Source organism: Methanobacterium aggregans (assembly GCF_017874455.1).
Taxonomy (GTDB): Archaea; Methanobacteriota; Methanobacteria; order Methanobacteriales; family Methanobacteriaceae; genus Methanobacterium_C; species Methanobacterium_C aggregans.
On the sequence record NZ_JAGGLN010000008.1, the window covers coordinates 14,050 to 32,728 of the forward strand.

Consider the following 18,679-nt stretch of genomic DNA (forward strand, 5'->3'; position numbering starts at 1 on the left):
TTCCACAGCTGTTTTCATTGGAAATTCTGATGTTACTCACTTGAGAACTTCCTTTTCAGCATGTACTTGGAGTGTCTCCAACCGTCTTTAAAGGAGTTTAATTTAGCCTGTCCCCCTCCTCTTTTTCTGTAGATTATTGGGACTTCTTTAATTTTAAGGTTTTTAACTGATGCTTCAATAACCATTTCAATTGCAAATTCCATTCCTGGAGATTTCAGATCCATTTTTTTGAGTGCATTCCTTGTGAATGCCCTCATTCCACAGTGTGTATCTGAAAAATCTGCTTTGAAGAGTTGGTTCAACATCTTGGTTAGCATTGGATTTCCAATGTATTTGTGAAGTGCGGGCATTGCTCCATCCTGTATTTCTCCATTGAATCTAGAGCCTATAACAAAATCAACCCCTTCATCCAGTATGTATCTGACAAATTCTGGTGTTCTCTCAAGGGGGTAGGTTCCATCTGCATCACCCATTACAATTATGTCACCTTCTGCTTCCTTAAAACCACGCAGGTAAGCATTTCCATAACCTCTGTTGGACTCATAAACAACTCTGGCCCCTGCTTCCTCTGCTTCCTTTGCAGTGTTGTCTGTGGATGCATTGTTAACAACGATTATCTCTGTATCAAATCCCATATCATTTAATTGAGTTAAAGGGACTGATTTAACTGTTTGCCCGACAATTCCTTCTTCGTTTAGGGCTGGAATTACAATAGAAATCTTCATAAAATCACTTTCATTTTTTTTTATATGCCATGGAATGGCATTGAATTTTTTTTTAAAATATTTGGGTTAAATTAATGTTTAAACTATGGATTCATTTTCATTGATTGAACTCGTTGATCTTGGTAACTCGTTTCCTGAGTTTAGTTCAATCTGCTTTAAAAGGGTTTTTCATTAAATCATATGTATTGAGTTTCCTTAATAAAGTTTTATTTTAGATGTGATTAATTGGAACATCATCTCTCCCATTTTCTATAAATTCTTTGAAGGTTTTATCTGAAACCCCATCTCGAGAATAAGATATATGAAACAACCATTAAAATGATTGCAAGGATAATTGTAACAGTTACCATACCTTTATCTGTTCCGAATATTATGGGTATGGGTCCAACCATAACCACCCCTCCAGCTTTAACTTCTCCTGTTTCACCGGATTTTGAAGTAGTTTGTAGAGCTGTTCCAATGAATATTAAAATCATTCCAATTAAAACAATTACGATACCTGTTAAAATAAGTGTATTGAAGTTTAACATGGTTTTTCCTGGATGATGTTTTTTTTAGAAGGTATTAGGATAGATATTGGTTTTTTTTACCTTAAAAAGTTTTCAACCGGTACTCCCTTTCACCATGCAAGAGTCTGTACTCTAAAAGATCCATGCCACACATCCCATCCAACAGTTCCCTGAATTCACCTGCACAAACATTGAAATCCATTTCAGAACAAATTTTTATGCAACAGGGACATTTCATATTAGTTTCAATTGATTCTGCTGTTGACCATCCCTCTGTGCTTAAAATGTTGTAAATGGAGATGTAAAAGTTTATAATAGCAGTTAGTTCATGTTCCAGTTCTAAATCCTGGAGATGCCCCTTCAATTCCTTTACCACTGCTCCAAGATTTTCCAGTTCATTTTCTGGAAGGGCTATCATGACCCTAACTTCTTCCCTTAAAAAATAGGTTCCCCTACTTATCTGAAGGCGCTCTTCCCTGAATACAATGCCCCCTATGTCCTCAACAAATTCAACCAGTTCATTGAATTTGTAAGCACCACCACTGAAAAGTAGGATTTTGTACATAATTATTCCCTGTACACGAATCAAAGTTTTTTGAACAGTTCACCAGGTCTTAAAATACTGATTCCTGTGTTTTCACCAACCACCTCTAACTGAACAACCCATTCTGGATTTTGTTCATTTAACTTTAAATTCAATTTTTCAAGGAGTTCCTCTCTAACAGAACTCACCAGATCTTCGCTGGATTCAAAGTAACTTCTGCCCCTTAGATCGCACCTTACAACGAAGGATTCATTTTTTTCTATTTTTTCACCTGCAATTATTAGGACCTTCTCAAGTATGGCATCCTTCCTTGTTCTTACAACTTCTTCTATAGGTACAACCTTGGATATCACCGTGGTCTGGGCATCCTTAAGTTTCATTGCAGCTTCCAGAGGATCCATGTTCAGCTGGACCAGAACAACATTTATGAACTCAGTTCCCTCAATACTAACGATTGATTCATTGTTTTGAAGTGCCATTTCTATCTCTTCAATTCCAAGAAGTTCTTCACCTGCAGATTCGTTTTTGTGGCCCTGAAACGTTACAAGCAGGTTAAATCTTTCTGTGGGTTTAATGGTTTCACCTCCATAGAGAAACGTTCATAAGTAGGGAGTGGGGTTAACAGATTTTCTTTTCATTCCAGTTTCCTGAATTAACCCCTTAACTTCCCTAAATCATTGTATATTATTATGGAGAAACTTGTATAAATTTTAAACCCCTTGTCCAAACCATTTTTAATCTGTTTAAATATTTTTCAGTAGATTCTTTGGGTTGAAAATAATTATTCCTGTATTTTCACCAACCACTTCAAGCTGAACAACCCAGTCCGGATTTTCCTCATCACATCTTAAATTTAACTTATTTTTTATCTCCTTTGAAACTGCAGCGTTCAATTCTTCACTGGATTTTATATTTGTGCTCATTAAATTAGATATTACTCTGAAAGAATTTCCCTTACCAATTTTATCATCTGCAAGTTCCACAACCTTCTGTAGGATGCATTCAATTCTTGTCCTTACAACATCATCTATATGAACAGCGTAAGAGACTGTTTCACCATGATTTTCCCTTAATTTAAGGGCAAGATATTCAGAATCAAGGTTTGATTCCACTAAGAGAACCTTCAGAACCTCACATTCCTTTATATAAAACTCAGGTCTTTTTTTCTTCATTGCAGTCTCCATCTCCCTAATTTTCAGGAGTATATTTTCCAAGTCCTCAGGATCATGGTAGTGTAACATAACCAGCATATCGAAATTTTCGTTCGTGCACATTCAAATCACCCCCATCTTCGTACTAATATAATAGTAATTAATACTATATTAATATTATGAATTGTGTTTCTAGTATTATTGGATGTGGAGGTTCAATGAGTGTGGATCTTCTACTTTCAACACTGCTGATTCTATTGACGATAACTAGCATGGCTGCACTCGTAGAAGATAGAATGGGAGGTGTTGATGATGCAAAAGAACTTGGAAATGCAAGGATGATGGTTGAAAATGTTGCTGAAACTGTTGACAGTGTTTATAATGGTGGAAACGGCCACTCCACAGTTATAAGTCTTCCCCCCTCAATCAACGGTAAAACTTATAGTATTACCCTACGATCTTCAGCTGCCTTCATAGATGTGGGTGGGCTCCGTGGGAAGGCATGTATGGTTCCAAAGGCCATTTCAGGAAATGAATTCGAAATGCACCCACAAAGAACCTACAACATTTCAAACGTCCAGAAAAGTGAGAATTACAGTGAAATAGTCATAAGAGAGGTTTAGAAGGGGAGGTTTATGGAACTGAAGTTTTCATGTGGGAAACTGGATTCAAAGGGTCAACTTCCAATTGAATACATCATGACCATGGGTGTGATATTCCTTGTCTCACTGCTTTTTTTATCACAAGCAGGATGCCAAAGTGAACTCAACACAGCCCTGGCCTCTGCAAGAAGCGGTGCCATTGAAGGGGCAAATATGAATTCATTTGCACTCTACCCCGAAGAAACATTTCAAAACTACACATCAACCCATAACACATTAACAAAACCCGCAACTGTGAGGATAATCAGTATAGAATACAAAAATCAGGGTTTAAGTCCCACCTACAGGAAGGAGAAGATCCAGATCAAGGTCCATGCTTCAGCACCCTCAGTCAAAAACCCTGCTGACAGGAACTGTTTGGGAGACAGGATAAACTACCATGTGCGGATGAGCATCTCCCAGAGCTTCAAAACCGAGAATTTAACCAACAAAGTTTTCAATCCTGCATTCTCTCCAAGGTACGTTTTCACAACGTGTGATGTGGCTTGGGTGTGATTGAAGTGGCAGTGTTTTTGAGGGAAAGAGAAGAAGTATAAAAAAAGTATTTCAGGGAGATACCTGGTTCAGGGAGATACCTGCTTTAAAATGTAATAAACAGTTCTCAGGGGGATTTGGAGTTTTTGAGATATTTCCTTAACTGGAGCACCCTCTTCATGGAGCTTTTTAATTTCACCACGAACCTCGGGAGAATATTTGGATCTTCTTCCCCTTCTGAATTTAGAAGATTTAAGATAATAAACAGTTTTAACTGGAATATTAAGTTCTTCTGCAACTTCATCAGGACTTTTACCATCATCAAGTAGTTTTTGTATTAATTCAGGTTCCTTTTTATATTTTTTTGGCCTGCCCATTGTTTCAACGGGTTCAACTTCAATTCCAAGTTCTGAAAAGGCGTCGAGGTATTTCTTTGATGTTCGAAGGCATATGCTTCTGGGACATTTTATCCTTTCCAGATCTGGATGTTTATCCAGTAATTCCATTATCTTCCTTGAGGAAAGCAGCTGGGAAACATGAACTTCTTTAGCCAATAATAACACCTGAAACTATTTTTTTACCATTTCAAGGAATTTTTTAGCCTTCGTGGTTTGGGGTTTTCCAAAGGTTTTAAATTTCTCCACTTCTCCCTTAACATCTGCAGGTTCAACTGAAAAGACACTTGCAGCATCTTCAATTGATAGTTTTCCATGGGTGTGGAGAATTGCAGCTCCAGAAGCTGGAGTGTTCATCTGTACGTGGAGACCCTTCATCTTGTTTTCTATTTCAAACTTCCTTGAAACCACTGATTTGATGTTTGGGATGTAACAGATATTCTCTTTGATGCATCTCCCCAGGATATCAACCGTGAATTTATCGAAATCCTCAAAGGCCTTCATCTGGTTGGTGTCAAGACTTGGTCTGAGGTTCGGAAATGGACCTGAATATTTGCTTCGCCTGTCGTAGGAGGTTAAAAGGTAGTACCTTATGATGTCCCAGAGAATCAGTATCTTGGGCATTTCCACGAAAAGCTTCTGTTCAAGACAGTTATGGGTTTCAATATCTCCTTGAAGCTCCTCATCTAAGGATCCATTTTCAGAGTTCAGATTTTCTTTTTTAAGGATCTGGTGAAGGAACTCGTCCCTGAGATCTTCAACATCCCCCACATCCTCAGCTATTCTATGGGCACGTTTTTCACTCTCATCAAATGCTTCGTAGTATCTGTCCAGCTTTTCACGGTTGGATATTAAACCGTTCAGTACTTCATCAAATATTTTACGGGCGTTGTGTTCTGCAATTTTAACATATGCAATTGAAAGGGCTGTTTGAACGTGCTTATCATTTATGATTGCAGGTTTTTTTCTGTGAATCTGCATGAATTCTATACGGGCATTTGAACCATACTTCTTCCTTATTTCACGTTCGTAGTTCATCTCATCCTTGGCATCTATGTTAACCCTTTTTCTAACCCATTTTCCATCCTCAAAAACCTTCACAACCAGGGATAGGGTTTTAACTATGCCCCTTTTCTCGTGTTTTATGATACGAACTATGTTTCTGAAGGCTTCCCTTCCCATTGGGGAAAGATCAGACATTCTAAGCATGTACTCCCCGGATAATGGCAGATATTTAATGATGTTTAACCTGTAAACCCCATTATCATTGATGTTAAAGTTAAAATCCTTGGACCCGCATTCACATCTTTCCCTCATGAGGGATATTTCATGTCCCTTGAACTTTTTGCTGCAGGAGCTGCAGGTTAAAACTGCGTATTCCTCCAAGTGCCCTATTGCTATTTTATGGGAAGCTATGGATGATTTAACCCTGTCCAGTATGTTTTTTTTAGCAGCTGCCCTCATTCTGAAGTACTGGGTGTGACGGCCTACATCGTACATGTCTTCTGCCTTCATCTCAGTTGAATGAGTTCCACCGTAACGAATAAGGGATCTGTAAGGGGCTTTGTACCCCTTGATCTCCATGGTGTCCCGAAGATCTTGAAGTTCATCCAGATTATCCTGTAGATAATTGTAGGTGTCCCGGAATGTCTCAAAGTCGGAGATTTCCTCGGCGATGATCCTGTTATGTTTTATGTTATCCAGGAATCGTTCAGCCTTTGCTATGAGTACTGATTCGTTCATTTTATTTGTTCACCAATATCAGCGCCTTCAGCAGTTAGGAGACTCATATTGTCATCTGTTGCAAGTATCATGCCCTCAGATTTTATTCCAAATAGTTTTGCAGGTTCCAGGTTCACCACTACAATGACCTTCCTGTTTAAAACTTCTTCAGGGGAGTATTTCTTTGCAACACCTGCAACAACCTGTATCTTTTTAGAACCTATGTCCACAATGAGTTTCAGGAGATTTTTTGAACCCTTGACACTTTCTGCGCCTATAATCTTTCCAACCCTGAGATCCACCTTTGCAAAGTCATCTATTGTAATTATGTCCTTCATTGTTTCCACATCCTCTAAACTTTCGTAAAGCTTATTCTTCTCTTTTTCAATAATTTCATCATCTATCTTCTTGAATATTGGTTTTGCCTTTCCTATTTCCATACCTGCAGGAAGGGATACAGTTGCATCCTTCCATGTGATTTCACCATCTATGCCCAGTACCTTGAATATTTCCCCTGTTTTTTCTGGGATGTAGGGCACGAGTAAAACTGCAAGGGTTTTGGTAAGCTGGTTGCAGAGGTAAAGACAGTTTGCTGCCTCATCTTTACTTGTTTTCACAGCTTTCCATGGTTCTTTGTCGTTGAAGTATTTGTTGGCAAATTTAGCCAGTCTTATTATTTCAATGAGTCCTTCCCTGAACTTGAATTTTTCTATGTGATCAGAGACAGTGGCTGGAAGTTCTTTTATGCGTTTTTCAAATTCTTCATCGTTTTCATCGAACTTTGAGGGTTCTGGTATCTTCCCATCGAAGAACTTGTGGGTGAAGGTGAAGGTCCTGTGGAGGAAGTTTCCAAGTACGTCTGCAAGTTCATCGTTGACCCTTCTCTGGAAGTCGTCCCACGAGAAGTCAGTGTCCCTTGTCAGGGGTGCGTTTGCAATGAGGTAGTACCTCAGAAGATCTGCATCGAAGGTTTTAAGAAAGTCCTCGGCCCATATAACCCAGTTTTTACTGGTTGACATTTTCCTGCCTTCAAGGGATAGGTACTCCCCTGCTATTATTGTTGATGGAAGTTTGCATCCGTAGGCCATTAAGAGGGCTGGCCAGAATATTGAGTGGTGGTAGATTATGTCCTTACCTATGAAGTGAATTGCCCTGTCATTCCAGTAGTCTTCCCATGGTTTGTTTTCACGTTTTGACCACTGGGACGCTGAGGATATGTAACCAAGGAAGGCTTCTCCCCATACGTAGATGATCTTGCCCTCTGCATCATCAAGGGGTACTGGAATTCCCCATTCCATGTCCCTTGTGAGTATCCAGTCTTTTAATCCCTCTTTTAACCACTGGAGTGCGTAGTTTTTAACGTTTGGTGGAAGTTCATGGTTGTTTTCCATCCATTCCTGGAGGTCTTCCTGGAAGTGGCTGAGCTTGAAGAAGTACTGCTTGGACTCCCTTATCTCGGGTTTTGAGTTGCAGATGAGGCATGCTGGTTCAACAAGCTGTATTGGTTCTAAATGTCTTCCGCATGCTTCGCAGTGATCTCCTCTTGCTCCTTCAGCACCGCAGTGTGGGCATGTTCCTTCAACGTACCTGTCAGGTAAGAATCTGTTACATTTTTCACAGTAGGGCTGTTTTATTACCTGTTCATAGATGTATCCCTTTTCGTAGAGTTTTAAGAAGAAGTTCTGTGATATCTCGTAGTGGGTGGGGTCCGTTGTTCTGGTGAAGCTGTCCAGTGATATGTTGCAGGATTCAAGATCATGCTTTATCATGTCATGGTACCTGCCTGCTATTTCCTTAGGCGGTACACCTTCTTGTTCTGCTCGGACTGCTATGGGTGTTCCATGTTCATCGGTTGCACATACCATGAGAACATCCCTGCCTTTCATCCTGTTGTAGCGTGCGTATATATCTGCAGGTATGTAAGTTGATCTTAAATGCCCAAGGTGGCATGGACCGTTTGCATAGGGCAGTGCACACGTTATAAATACCTTGCTCAAATCTATTCCTCCTTACAGTAAAGATTGAAAATTTAATTAGTTTTAAAAGACTTATTCACAATTATAATCCTTTTAAAGTGAAAATTTGAAGTTAAAACCCGTTTCATGCGGGGTTATCATGGATGTATTGTGATACAGACACTAAATAGTTTTGTAGTATTCCATATATAAAATAAACACCATGAAAATTAGGGAGTTATCTGGATCAAAAAAAAGCATCATCTGGATTACTGGGTTCATCTAAATTAATTAGGTTATAAAAGGAATATTCTGATCATAAAACTTTAACTATTTTATCCATAAAGTCCAAAGGATTACCATGGTTTCAGCAGCATTTATAAACCCACTCTCTGAGGATGGTAAACAGATAGTACGGGAGATGGGATCCCTCGATGAAATATATGACCAAAATGCAGATTTAATTGAGGTAATAACCAGAAGCCAGTCACAGGAAATATCAGACATACCTGTTAACCACGTGGATCTGGCCATTAAAAGAATTGAATGGTACGTGACCCGTAACAACAAAGATCATGATTACAAGGTTTACAACTTCCTCTTCAACGAGGGCATCACCAGGTTCGATGTGATCTCATTCTACATACTCTGCCAGGCCATTGGAATCAGGTACGGGCCTAACTCAAGGGAAAGTAGGGTTATGGTTGAATCCCAGGGTAAGATCATTGAAAACCGCCTGGGAAAACTTTCAAAGGCTGAAAGGGGGGAGGTTGTGAACACCATACTCAACAGCCTCCTCACCCAGGCCACCATTAAATGGACCTTCTTCGAGGATCTTCTAAGCTCAAAGAAGCTCAAACTCCAGGACCTCATCCTTGATAAGGGCCAGATCATCCTGGACAGGGAGGAGTTTCTGGAACGCTTCAGTGATAGGATCAATCACCGTGACCCTGAGAAGATGTACGAACTCCTCATAGGTGAGAAGATCAAGGAGCTAATCACCATAAAGATGGTCATGCAGAAAACTGAGGATTACATGAATGCTGTCTATGAAAAGGCACAACGTGAAATAGAACCCAACCCCATGCTTCTTGAGGTTGCAGAGAAGGTGTCCAGGGTACTGTCTGAATCTGTGCAGACCTACGGCTACGGTGGTGGTGCTGGCGGAGTTGGTGCTAAAGCTTCACCCCTCGCTCCTAAGGCATTTCCTCCATGTGTTAAGAAGGTGCTTGAGGGCATGAGGTCCGGTGGAAGGAACGATGCAATAATCCTCTTTTTAACCCCCTTCATATCCTATGCCCGGCTTTACCCTGGGGTTTTTGCAGAGAACGTAACCAAGAGGGTTTCAGATGTTGACCCCAACCTGAACGCTGTTCAAAACGAGATCCTCCCCATGATATTCGGAGCTGCAGAGCGGTGCAGCCCGCCCCTCTTCGAGGACCAGCCCCAGGAGAAGGTGAACATCAACGCCAAGATGGGCTTTGGAATGCACGATACAATCGAGATTAAAAATGAGGGAGAAACACTCTGGTACACACCCATGAGCTGTGAAAAAGTTAAGATACACCTTCCAAGCCTATGCAAGCCTGATAAAACCTGTAAAACAATTGGGAATCCCCTCTCTTATTACAACAGGGTGAAGAGGGAGATTAAGAAGGGTGGAGCTGGTGAAGAGGGAGATAATGGAAAGGGTGATGATGGAAAGGGTGATGGAGCTGGGGAAGCTCCTTCTAAGGGTTGAGGGGATAAAGTTAGAATAAAATTAGGATAAAATTAGGATAACCTGACTTAATATTAAACTATTTACCTCAAAATAAAAATAAATTTGAGAAATTTGGTCTCTCCTAAAAGGTACAGGTTCATGAAGCCATGAATTCTGACCCTTTTTTAGGAAGGATCAAATTAACGATAGCTCCTTTTCTTGGAAAATTGCCTGTACATTTTTTTAAAAAGTAAAATTTTTCCATAAAGCTCTTCCATGTGGAATTTAACTCTTAAGAAGGGGTTATCCTCTAAGTATATGACTCCGCCTGTCAAGGAGCTTATTTTATAGTATCCCCGGGCATGAGAGGGATTTTGAATCTTCAATGTATCTCCAACTTTTAAATATGAACTGCGGTTCTTTATTTTAAGTTTTCTTTTTGGATTGAGAACTCTTTTCACTTTTTTTAACTGTTCCTGTCTTTTAAGATTAATTACTCTTCCCATTCACGAATCACCATACTTTTTTTCTTAGGAATCTATTTGAGATGACTTAGTATATTAATCTGTGTGTAGGTAACTTTAATATGTGGTCTGGGTTTTGGGTGAGTTTCAGGTTTTATAATTCTTAAAAGGAATTATTGCATTACATGAAAAGGGAAAATTTTAATTTAAATTGTACATATTTCTACAATTCCAAAAAAAAATAGCACATTAAATATGCTCAATCCCCTGAAAAAATATTTTCGAAAACTATAAAAGAAGATTTGCAATATTATTTTATGGAGGGGGTTATATTACTGATGGGATAGAATCATATTCCAAATTTGAGATGATATACAACATTTTAATGGCAGCTTTGATTGTTGCAGATCTTGTATTGATTACTATCTCTGATTTCTCAAAAGTAAGTGCTAGCCTCCTACAAGACATAATTATTTTTGATACTACCCTTTGTTTTATTTTATTTTGTGAATTTATTGTTCGCTTCCGTGCTGCAGATGATAAAAAGTCTTTTATTAAAAAGAATTGGCCGGATATAATTGCAATGATACCATTAGAATTTCTTGCACTTAGGGCATTCAGATTTGTAAGGTTAGTCCGAGTTTTAAGAGTGGTTCAACTGATAAGGTTAGGGGCACTGCTAAATAAAAGTTCAAAAAACTTTTTTAAATTTTTAAAAGAAACAAAACTGGATCTAAGTTTAGGTATAATAATACTGGCCATTATTTCTGGAACAATTTTCTTCTTTATTTTTGAACATGGAACCAATAATAAAATTCATAGTTTGTGGGATTCCTTTTTTTATGTTATGCCCACCATATTAACCGCCGGATCATCTAATATTGTCCCTCAAACTATTGAAGGTAGAATAATTGGAATTGTTCTTGTCATGATTGGTCTTTTATTCTTTGGAATACTAGCTGCAGCAATAGCATCCCATTTTCTAGAAATATCTGAAAATGAAGAAAAAATAGAAGTAGAAGACTTAAAAAAATCCATTGAAGACTTACAATCCGAAATCATAGACCTAAAAGAGGTGATTAAGAAAAGTAAATAAAATAATTAATTTTTTAGAATGTTAAATAAAAATTTTTTTATTTAATAGAAAATTTGAGAATTTATTGTATTATTATACCCAAATTAAGTAGGAAGCGATTGAATGGAATTAAATGATGAATTAAAAAAAGTTTCAGAAAAAATTGAAAACAAAAAGGATAATATAAAAACAGAAGAAGCCACCAAAACAGCGTTCATATTGCCTTTCTTAAAGGCGTTAGGATATGATATATTTGATCCTGCAGAGGTTGTTCCTGAATTTACTGCAGATGTTGGGACTAAAAAAGGTGAAAAAGTTGATTACGCTGTAATGATGGATGAGGAACCTATTATTTTGATGGAATGTAAAAGCTGCGGTTATGATTTAGATAAAACACATGCAGCTCAGTTATATAGATATTTTGCATTTACAAAAGCACGCTTTGGAGTTTTAACTAATGGTATTATTTACAGATTTTTCACTGATATTGATGAACCCAATAAAATGGATAAAAAACCATTCCTTGAATTAGATTTATCTAATCTTAAAGATACCCATGTTAAAGAACTTGAAAAATTCACAAAGTCTTCATTTGACTTGGATGAAATTTTAACCAGTGCAAGTGAATTGAAGTATCTTGGTGAAATGAAAAAGATAATGGAAAAAGAGATCTCAGATCCTTCTGATGATTTTGTAAAATTTTTCGCTAGACAAGTTTATCCAGGACCAATAACTGAAAGAATTCGCATAAAATTCACAGAAATCACTAAAACAGCCTTTAATCAATTTATTAAAGAACAAGTTAATGCAAGATTGAAATCAGCATTAGATGTAGCTTCAGATGATAAAAAAGACGAAGGAACCCAAGAAATACTCATCGAGCACAATAGAATAATTACAACAGAAGAAGAGTGGGAAGGTTACTATATCATAAAAACAATTCTTCACGAAGATATTGACATAGATAAAATCTACATTAGGGATAAAATTAGTTATTGTGGAATATTATTTGATGACAACAATCGTAAACCAATTTGTAGATTGCATTTTAACACTAGTCAAAAATATATAAGCCTCTTTGATAATGAACACGAAGAGAAAATACCTATTGAAAGTGTTAAAAATATCTATGATTACTCAGATAGGTTGAAAACTACAATACAAAAATATGAAGCTTAACAAGGGGCTTTTAGAAAAAAACATCTCCAATAAAAATCTTGAGCTTTTCATGGGGGAGTTTCCATCCCCCCTGAATTTCAACTGCAAGGGACCCAACCCATCAACAAAGCTTTTCATAAGCTGCAGCTGGAATATAATAATCAGTTTCCAAGTTTAGTTGGGTAAAAAAAGAGAAAATACAGAAATAACACACGTTGGACTAATCCCTCACCAGCAACATACTGTAAACTGTTTTTTCTAACTGTTTTCCATGAGGATCATGAGCTATGGAACAGGATACACAGTAAGTTTCCCATTTAGGAGTCCATGCCTCCTTCAGATATGTATTCAACTGTTGGGTGAACATGAGTTTTGATTCAGCACTTATCATTTCTACATCCATTAAAATCTCCTCCTTTAATCCTCAAATTTAACCTGAATCCTTATATCCATGATCTGTTAATTTTTCATATCCTTTTAGGAAAACAAATTAATAAATACTTATAGTTGTTGTACAGGTTATATTATTGTTTTAAGTAATCTTACAATTTGCCACAAGCATAGATAACTAAAACTCCTAATCAGATATGCTATTTTCAAGTCCAGAAATGGCTTTATATAGAAAGTGAAACTTTTTTAAAAAAATTCATAGATTTTATATTAATTCTTTAGATTTAAGAAAATTGAATCCAACCCACTCAAATCCAAGGCTTATAATGACTCATATTCTCAAGCTCCCTCTGAATTTCAACTGCAAGGGGCCTAATCCTATCAACAAAGCTTTTCATAAGCTGCAGCTGAAATATGCTTTCGTAGTCAGGTTCCAGGTTCAGGAGGCAGAGCGTGGCGTAGAAGAGGGATATCGCCGTGGTTTCCAGGGGATCTGCAAGTCCGTAATCGCTTGTTCCGCAGAGGAGAACCTTCTCCTGGTAATCATCCATGAGGCCCAGGCGGTAGAGTCCCCTTGGACTGCCATGTATGGATGCTGATGAGAACTTGTAGAAGGGACGAAGTGTGTTGAGGTTAACGTACTCCTCCAGATCCTTGAAGCTTCGCTTTGGAAGGATATCACTGGGTATCCAGCCGTAGCTCCAGTGAAAGTTGTCATCGTATAGTTCGCAGAGTCTTTCCTTTTCCATTTTGAGTTTTTCAAATTTTTGCTCATCTAATGGAGGATAACCCAGTTTTTCGCATTGATTCTTGTATTCCCTGGCTTCTTTGAATTTCTCAATAGCAACGTAGTCCATGTACCGCTTTGAAACTTTCTCATCATTTTCAAAGAGGAAGAATGCTGTTACAGCCAGTTCATGCAGACTTCTCCACCGTGCATTTGCACCATCTGCATAACCAGATTTAAGCAGAACCAGTACTTCACTGGCTATCTGAAGGGATCTGGCATGTATCCTTATTATTGCATCATTCTTCGGGCTTTTATTTTCCTCACAGGATAGGATCTTGTTGGCATGGACTTCTCCAGCTTCCATTGATATCCTGATTAAAGATTCAAGGAGATCCAGTGGTTCCCTCCATCGTTTGTAAAGAGAATCCTCAAATGTTTCCTGAATTCTTCTCTGATCCCTTATGATTGTTCTGCTTCTTCTTTCCATTGATTTGAAAAGATCTTCAGAGGATTCAACAACGTCCTTCATGGACACTATTTCCATGATCCCTGTGATGTTCTCAGCCATCTCATGGGGCGTGCCCATGCCCTCCAGAGCGTAGGCTTCGAGAGCTGTGGTTAGCATGAAAAGGTCAAAGTTGTGGTCCAGTTTACCAGTGTTCTTTATCTCCCTTCTTTTTTGATGGAGGTAGCGTTTCAGATGGTTTTTATCAACCCCTGCCTCAACCATTTCCATGGTTTCAGCGAGCCCTGGAAACTCTGCCTTAAAATCATCCCTGAAGCTTGTGTAGTAATCTTCATGAATCTGAGCTTCCTTTAAAGAGAAAAATAGGCCCAATTTTATTTCCTGCTGAACCTTCCCTGATTCAAGCCTGAAGAGTTCAATTTTGTCCCCAAGAACCTCATCCAGATCATCTCTATCTTTAACCTCTAAAAAGAACTTGTTTATAAGGTTGGAGTATGCGAAGGATTCAAATCCTTCAAAGAAGTAGTTCTGCAGGATTTCAGATCTGCTGTAGCAATCCAGAAAGTCAGCTACCCCCTTGAATACTTTGTTCAATCCATCGTAGAAAACAGCCATAAAATAACTAGGACAGCCTAATATTTAATTATTTTGACAAAAAAAGGATTATCCAATGGGATCATCCATGTTTAAACAGGAGTTATGATAAGGATAAGTAGTTAGTTGGTCATACAATAGGGTATCATAGATAAGTTTTTGATGATAATGAGTTTAAAAGGATTTAGTCTAATGAACTATTAGATAGAATCTTTAATTTCAAAAAGGTTAACAATAGATTCGAGAAGTGATAGAAATTCAAGTTTTAACACCTGCAAGTCCAGAGGAACGTAGAAGATACTACAGGGAAGAGTGGGACATTAAAAATCTTCCGGATTTTATAGCTAAATCCATTCACAACCGTGAATTTGGATTCGACCATTTCGGAAGGGGGCCTAACGATCGTTACAAGGTATTCCAAACCACAAATTATCTGAAACGTTTTTTAAGGGGTAAAACTCCATTTGCAGCCTACTGTTCCGTTGCATTCTATGAGAAGCCCAGAAGAAGGGATGGATGGATGAAGGCAGAGCTGGTTTTTGACGTGGATGCCAAGGACATTCCAGTTAGGACCTGCGACTGCGATGGGGTCTGTGAGATATGCCTCAACCAGGCCAAGGAAATTGTCTGCGGTTTGCTGGACACCTTAAAGGGAGATCTGGGTCTTAAAGATATTCACGTTGTTTACTCAGGCAGGGGCTACCACGTGCGTGTTCTGGATGAAGATGTCACTCCCATGGACAGTGATGTGCGTGCCCAGGTTGTGAAGTACCTTGTTGGGGCTGATGTGCCCCAGAACGAGTACGGATCAGACGGTATGACCTACAACCTTGAGCACTTCACAATACCCTTCGGATACCCCCAGGTATTCACAGACAGGGTGAAATATTCAATCATGCACCTTCAAAAGGATTCAAAGCTTGATGATGTGAATGATAAGCTCATAAAGGATGTACTGAAACACAGGCACCTTCTTGAGGATGATAAATGGGGCCTCTTCAAGAACCAGATAGGCCCTCTGAGGTACAGGAAGGTTGTGAAGGGCATAGCATCCCTTAACATGAGCCTTGTGGATGCAAAGGTTTCAATTGATCTTAAAAGGATTTTAAGGCTGCCAACATCCCTCCACTCCATGGTGAGTATGAAGTGCACCGAGGTTAAGAACGTTGAAACCTTCGATCCCTTCAGGGATGCAGTTCCCAAGTTCGTTTATGAAAGGGATGATTAAAAGAATTTTTTTTAAATTAAAAATTCAACATGAAATATTATGTAAATTTAAACATTTTTGTCCATGCAAAACTGAAATAATGGTTTATTAAAACTAAAAAAAATATTGGAGAACGGGATCAAGTAATATTTAAAAAGGTAGACAATTGAAAAAGGGTTATATACATTCCTCCAAAATAAGGATAAATTAATTTAAAGCATTGAGTTGACAATACGTTACCTAAACCCATCTGAAAGTTTTTAAAAATAATTAAATAGGGTTTAATTCCCCTATTTAAATTTTTATTTAATTTTTAGGGCAATTTAAATTTTTTCCGTAGTTTTTAGCACCTGTATTATTTTTTTTACCATACTGGTATTGGTGCTGGTCTCCCTCAGAATTGCCGCAGTTATTAGCACCGGCGTTAGTATTTTTGTTACCATATTTGTGCTGATCTCCGTCACAAGTGCCATTATTTTCTCCATTACAGTTTTTATGGCAGTTCTGCTGAGTAGTTCCTGCAGTATTCGTTTTTTGGGTCTGATTTTGGTCTTGTGTTCCATTGGTTACGTTGGTGTCGTTTAATGCAAATGCTGGTACTATGCTGATAATCAGCACCATAGCACTGATTATGGCTGCTTTTTTTAAATTTTTCATGCTCTTTTCACCTCCATCACTGTGGGTGAATAGAACATTGTATTAGAGCATATAAATGATTATTCCGAGTTTTTTCCGAGGTTTCACCCAGATTTGTACCAGTTTATTCCCATGTCACATAGATTAATATTAATAATGCGAAGAATTGTATGATATTTATAAAGAATATTGGGGTTCCCATACCTGGACCCCTGAAGCTTTGATACGTTATAAGGGCTCCTGTAAAAATTATATTCTGCAGCAGAAGTAAGAAAGCGAAGGCTAAAAGCCCAAAGGTAAATTTAGATTTAAAGTCCCGATAACTTCCTATGTACAGGTATAATAAAACCAGTAGAAGGCATATATTCCCAATTCCCACAATAATGTCTATTGTTATAATTTGAGAGTTTACAAGATGCATTGCTCCCATTCCTGTTCCATTTCCTCCCTGATATCCATTTCCTCCTGCCATTTTTATCACCTCTACTTAAAAATATAAATTTATCTATTTTTTCTCATTTTACTCATGATCTCTAGGAATAAGGGATAGTTATCTTCCATACGATCCGATAAGAAGATCATTTCACCGTACTTCCTCTCACCCTCAGAGTTAACAACAATATCATGATCTGATAAGACTTTGATATGATGCTGAATAGTTTTATAATCAAGATCAAGTTCTTGAGAAAGCTGGTTAACATTGTAAGGCCTATCATGAAGGGCTTCAATTATTCTAGCCCGATTCTTACCTCCCCTACTTCCAGCTATCAAATACCAAAGAACCCTCTTCATAAAAATCACTAGATATATTATATTTTTACATTATATGCATTTTATCAATCTTCATCATAAGGATAGAAGGAATTGAAAATGATGCTATGAAAAACTACCAAAAATCGTTAAAACTTAATTTTTATAGTTAATCCTATAATCAACAATAGCTCCTCCGTTTTTCAAGTTTGATTTGAACTTCTGAAGTTTAAAGTTGGTAAGATAAGAGATCTTTAGGGTTTTAGATTTTTCTTGTTGAAAATGAGAATTTTTAGTTTTCCACTTTTTTATGGGCCACTCCTAGTTTTGTTTTTAAAAATACTTTTTTATTTTATGAGAATAAGTGGGCTTCTATAGCGTTAAATTTAAGTATTTATAGAAAATCTGGGTCCTGTTCAGCAATGCAAAATCCACAGACAGCCCCAGGATTATCTTTCTGATTTTCTTTTACAGGACATAGGTAAGTTCCATTTTCATATTTAACCTTAAATCCTCCGGGAAATGGTGTTCCTGATGGATGAACAGATTCTGCTAAAATAAAGGTTGTGTAGATTGAGATTATTTTATATATCTTAAAAAAATTAGGATCAAACCCTTCACCAGCTTCTACCTGAATCTCTTGCTCGTTTAAAAGATTCACTGCTTCTTGAAGCTTCTCACAATCCACTTGCTCACTATAATCCTTTTTATCATCTTTGAGGACTTTGAGTCTCGTGATAAATGCTTCAGTGTATGAGTTGAGGTATTCTTTTCTGTAACTTCCAGGTACATATTTGGCATCTTCACCTAGAAAGGTGGAAGCTTTCATTATGTCCATTATACCCACGTTTGATGCTTCTTTTTTCAATATCTGCATCAGTTCATTTGATTTAACTCATCGATTGGATCTTTTGGTATCATGTTAATCTAGTTTTCATCAACACCATTAGGGCTAGATATTAATTATTAAGTTGATATCTCTCTTTGAAATAATAAATTGTAGTTAAGTTTAGTGAATGCTTTCTATTTCATCTAAACAATTTAAAAGGTTGTTCCGAACTAGGGTATATGCTGAAGCTCCCCCAAATTTAATGCCTATGGCCGCTGCTTCTATAACTTCTTCTCGTGTAGCGCCGGCATTTATGGCATTGTTTGCAGAAATAACCATGCAAGGCACACATTTAGTAGCTACAGCTGCTGTAACACTCATTAATTGTTTATATTTTGTACTTAAGGATCCTTCTTTGTAATAATGACTTGCCATAGCCATAAAGCCATTATAAAGGTCAGGAGCTTCTTGTTCTAGACGTTTTTCATTAATTTTCTTGTTTTCCAAAATTTCTTTTAATGAATTCATTTTTTTACCCCTA

At 37.7% G+C, this 18,679-nt stretch carries 22 protein-coding genes; 6 read left to right on the top strand and 16 right to left on the bottom strand.

Translation table 11 applies throughout. From position 1 onward, the window contains the following. Positions 1-32: 32 nt before the first annotated feature. From J2756_RS10490 to J2756_RS10510, 5 genes are all read right to left on the bottom strand, one after another. A complete protein-coding gene (locus J2756_RS10490) occupies positions 33-725 on the bottom strand; it encodes a glycosyltransferase family 2 protein (RefSeq protein WP_209585410.1) in 693 nt (230 codons plus the stop codon). A 269-nt stretch (positions 726-994) separates the two neighbouring features. Next, positions 995-1,255 carry a TIGR00304 family membrane protein gene (locus tag J2756_RS10495; protein WP_209585411.1) on the bottom strand — a complete coding sequence of 87 codons (261 nt, stop codon included), beginning with the start codon at positions 1,253-1,255 and terminating at the stop codon, positions 995-997. 61 nt (positions 1,256-1,316) lie between these two features. Then, positions 1,317-1,799: a methyl-coenzyme M reductase family protein gene (locus J2756_RS10500; protein ID WP_209585412.1), complete on the bottom strand. Its 483-nt coding sequence runs from the start codon at positions 1,797-1,799 to the stop codon at positions 1,317-1,319. Positions 1,800-1,819: 20 nt separating this feature from the next. Next, positions 1,820-2,257 (bottom strand): THUMP domain-containing protein, encoded by a 438-nt coding sequence (locus J2756_RS10505; RefSeq protein ID WP_245316044.1) that lies wholly within the window; start codon positions 2,255-2,257, stop codon positions 1,820-1,822. Positions 2,258-2,521: 264 nt separating this feature from the next. Next, positions 2,522-3,052 (bottom strand): THUMP domain-containing protein, encoded by a 531-nt coding sequence (locus tag J2756_RS10510; protein WP_209585413.1) that lies wholly within the window; start codon positions 3,050-3,052, stop codon positions 2,522-2,524. Between the two features lie 95 nt (positions 3,053-3,147). Here J2756_RS10510 and J2756_RS10515 point away from each other — a divergent pair, with 95 nt between their 5' ends. Beyond that, on the top strand, positions 3,148-3,552 hold the full coding sequence (locus J2756_RS10515) for a hypothetical protein (RefSeq protein WP_209585414.1): 405 nt from the start codon (positions 3,148-3,150) through the stop codon (positions 3,550-3,552). Between the two features lie 12 nt (positions 3,553-3,564). Next, positions 3,565-4,086 carry a hypothetical protein gene (locus J2756_RS10520; RefSeq protein WP_209585415.1) on the top strand — a complete coding sequence of 174 codons (522 nt, stop codon included), beginning with the start codon at positions 3,565-3,567 and terminating at the stop codon, positions 4,084-4,086. A 68-nt stretch (positions 4,087-4,154) separates the two neighbouring features. On the opposite strand, the gene J2756_RS10525 is transcribed toward J2756_RS10520, so the two are convergent. Genes J2756_RS10525 through metG form a run of 3 tightly spaced genes read right to left on the bottom strand, consistent with a single transcriptional unit; the run spans position 4,155 to position 8,179 of the window. After that, positions 4,155-4,619: a helix-turn-helix domain-containing protein gene (locus tag J2756_RS10525; protein WP_209585416.1), complete on the bottom strand. Its 465-nt coding sequence runs from the start codon at positions 4,617-4,619 to the stop codon at positions 4,155-4,157. A gap of 15 nt (positions 4,620-4,634) precedes the next feature. Continuing rightward, positions 4,635-6,203, bottom strand: coding sequence for a DUF530 domain-containing protein (locus J2756_RS10530; RefSeq protein WP_209585417.1), 1,569 nt, complete (start codon positions 6,201-6,203; stop codon positions 4,635-4,637). Next, complete coding sequence (gene metG, locus J2756_RS10535; RefSeq protein ID WP_209585418.1) at positions 6,200-8,179, bottom strand: methionine--tRNA ligase; 1,980 nt, start codon at positions 8,177-8,179, stop codon at positions 6,200-6,202. Before metG ends, J2756_RS10530 begins: the two co-directional genes overlap by 4 nt. Before the next feature lie 319 nt (positions 8,180-8,498). On the opposite strand from metG, the gene J2756_RS10540 reads away from it, so the two are divergent. Then, positions 8,499-9,878: a DNA primase gene (locus J2756_RS10540; RefSeq protein WP_209585419.1), complete on the top strand. Its 1,380-nt coding sequence runs from the start codon at positions 8,499-8,501 to the stop codon at positions 9,876-9,878. Between the two features lie 161 nt (positions 9,879-10,039). Here the strand turns inward: J2756_RS10540 and J2756_RS10545 are convergent, their stop codons facing one another. Further along, entirely contained in the window at positions 10,040-10,345 is a 306-nt protein-coding gene (locus J2756_RS10545; protein WP_209585420.1) for a hypothetical protein, read from the bottom strand. A 325-nt stretch (positions 10,346-10,670) separates the two neighbouring features. On the opposite strand from J2756_RS10545, the gene J2756_RS10550 reads away from it, so the two are divergent. Next, positions 10,671-11,399, top strand: coding sequence for a potassium channel family protein (locus J2756_RS10550; RefSeq protein ID WP_281063397.1), 729 nt, complete (start codon positions 10,671-10,673; stop codon positions 11,397-11,399). Positions 11,400-11,501: 102 nt separating this feature from the next. Next, positions 11,502-12,557, top strand: coding sequence for a type I restriction endonuclease (locus tag J2756_RS10555; RefSeq protein ID WP_209585422.1), 1,056 nt, complete (start codon positions 11,502-11,504; stop codon positions 12,555-12,557). 199 nt (positions 12,558-12,756) lie between these two features. Here J2756_RS10555 and J2756_RS10560 read toward each other — a convergent pair whose 3' ends face one another. Further along, positions 12,757-12,939 carry a hypothetical protein gene (locus J2756_RS10560; RefSeq protein ID WP_209585423.1) on the bottom strand — a complete coding sequence of 61 codons (183 nt, stop codon included), beginning with the start codon at positions 12,937-12,939 and terminating at the stop codon, positions 12,757-12,759. Positions 12,940-13,234: 295 nt separating this feature from the next. After that, positions 13,235-14,737: a DUF5677 domain-containing protein gene (locus tag J2756_RS10565; RefSeq protein ID WP_209585424.1), complete on the bottom strand. Its 1,503-nt coding sequence runs from the start codon at positions 14,735-14,737 to the stop codon at positions 13,235-13,237. A gap of 226 nt (positions 14,738-14,963) precedes the next feature. Here J2756_RS10565 and priS point away from each other — a divergent pair, with 226 nt between their 5' ends. Beyond that, positions 14,964-15,944: a DNA primase catalytic subunit PriS gene (gene priS, locus J2756_RS10570; protein ID WP_209585425.1), complete on the top strand. Its 981-nt coding sequence runs from the start codon at positions 14,964-14,966 to the stop codon at positions 15,942-15,944. A 285-nt stretch (positions 15,945-16,229) separates the two neighbouring features. Here priS and J2756_RS10575 read toward each other — a convergent pair whose 3' ends face one another. The 5 genes from J2756_RS10575 to J2756_RS10595 all read right to left on the bottom strand — a co-directional run bounded on the left by J2756_RS10575 (position 16,230) and on the right by J2756_RS10595 (position 18,666). Further along, positions 16,230-16,580 carry a DUF6520 family protein gene (locus J2756_RS10575; protein WP_209585426.1) on the bottom strand — a complete coding sequence of 117 codons (351 nt, stop codon included), beginning with the start codon at positions 16,578-16,580 and terminating at the stop codon, positions 16,230-16,232. 103 nt (positions 16,581-16,683) lie between these two features. After that, on the bottom strand, positions 16,684-17,031 hold the full coding sequence (locus J2756_RS10580) for a hypothetical protein (RefSeq protein WP_209585427.1): 348 nt from the start codon (positions 17,029-17,031) through the stop codon (positions 16,684-16,686). A 29-nt stretch (positions 17,032-17,060) separates the two neighbouring features. Next, entirely contained in the window at positions 17,061-17,351 is a 291-nt protein-coding gene (locus J2756_RS10585) for an ArsR/SmtB family transcription factor (RefSeq protein WP_209585428.1), read from the bottom strand. 352 nt (positions 17,352-17,703) lie between these two features. Next, positions 17,704-18,186, bottom strand: coding sequence for a DUF2115 domain-containing protein (locus tag J2756_RS10590; RefSeq protein ID WP_209585429.1), 483 nt, complete (start codon positions 18,184-18,186; stop codon positions 17,704-17,706). Positions 18,187-18,318: 132 nt separating this feature from the next. Then, a complete protein-coding gene (locus tag J2756_RS10595) occupies positions 18,319-18,666 on the bottom strand; it encodes a carboxymuconolactone decarboxylase family protein (RefSeq protein WP_209585430.1) in 348 nt (115 codons plus the stop codon). Positions 18,667-18,679: the final 13 nt, after the last annotated feature.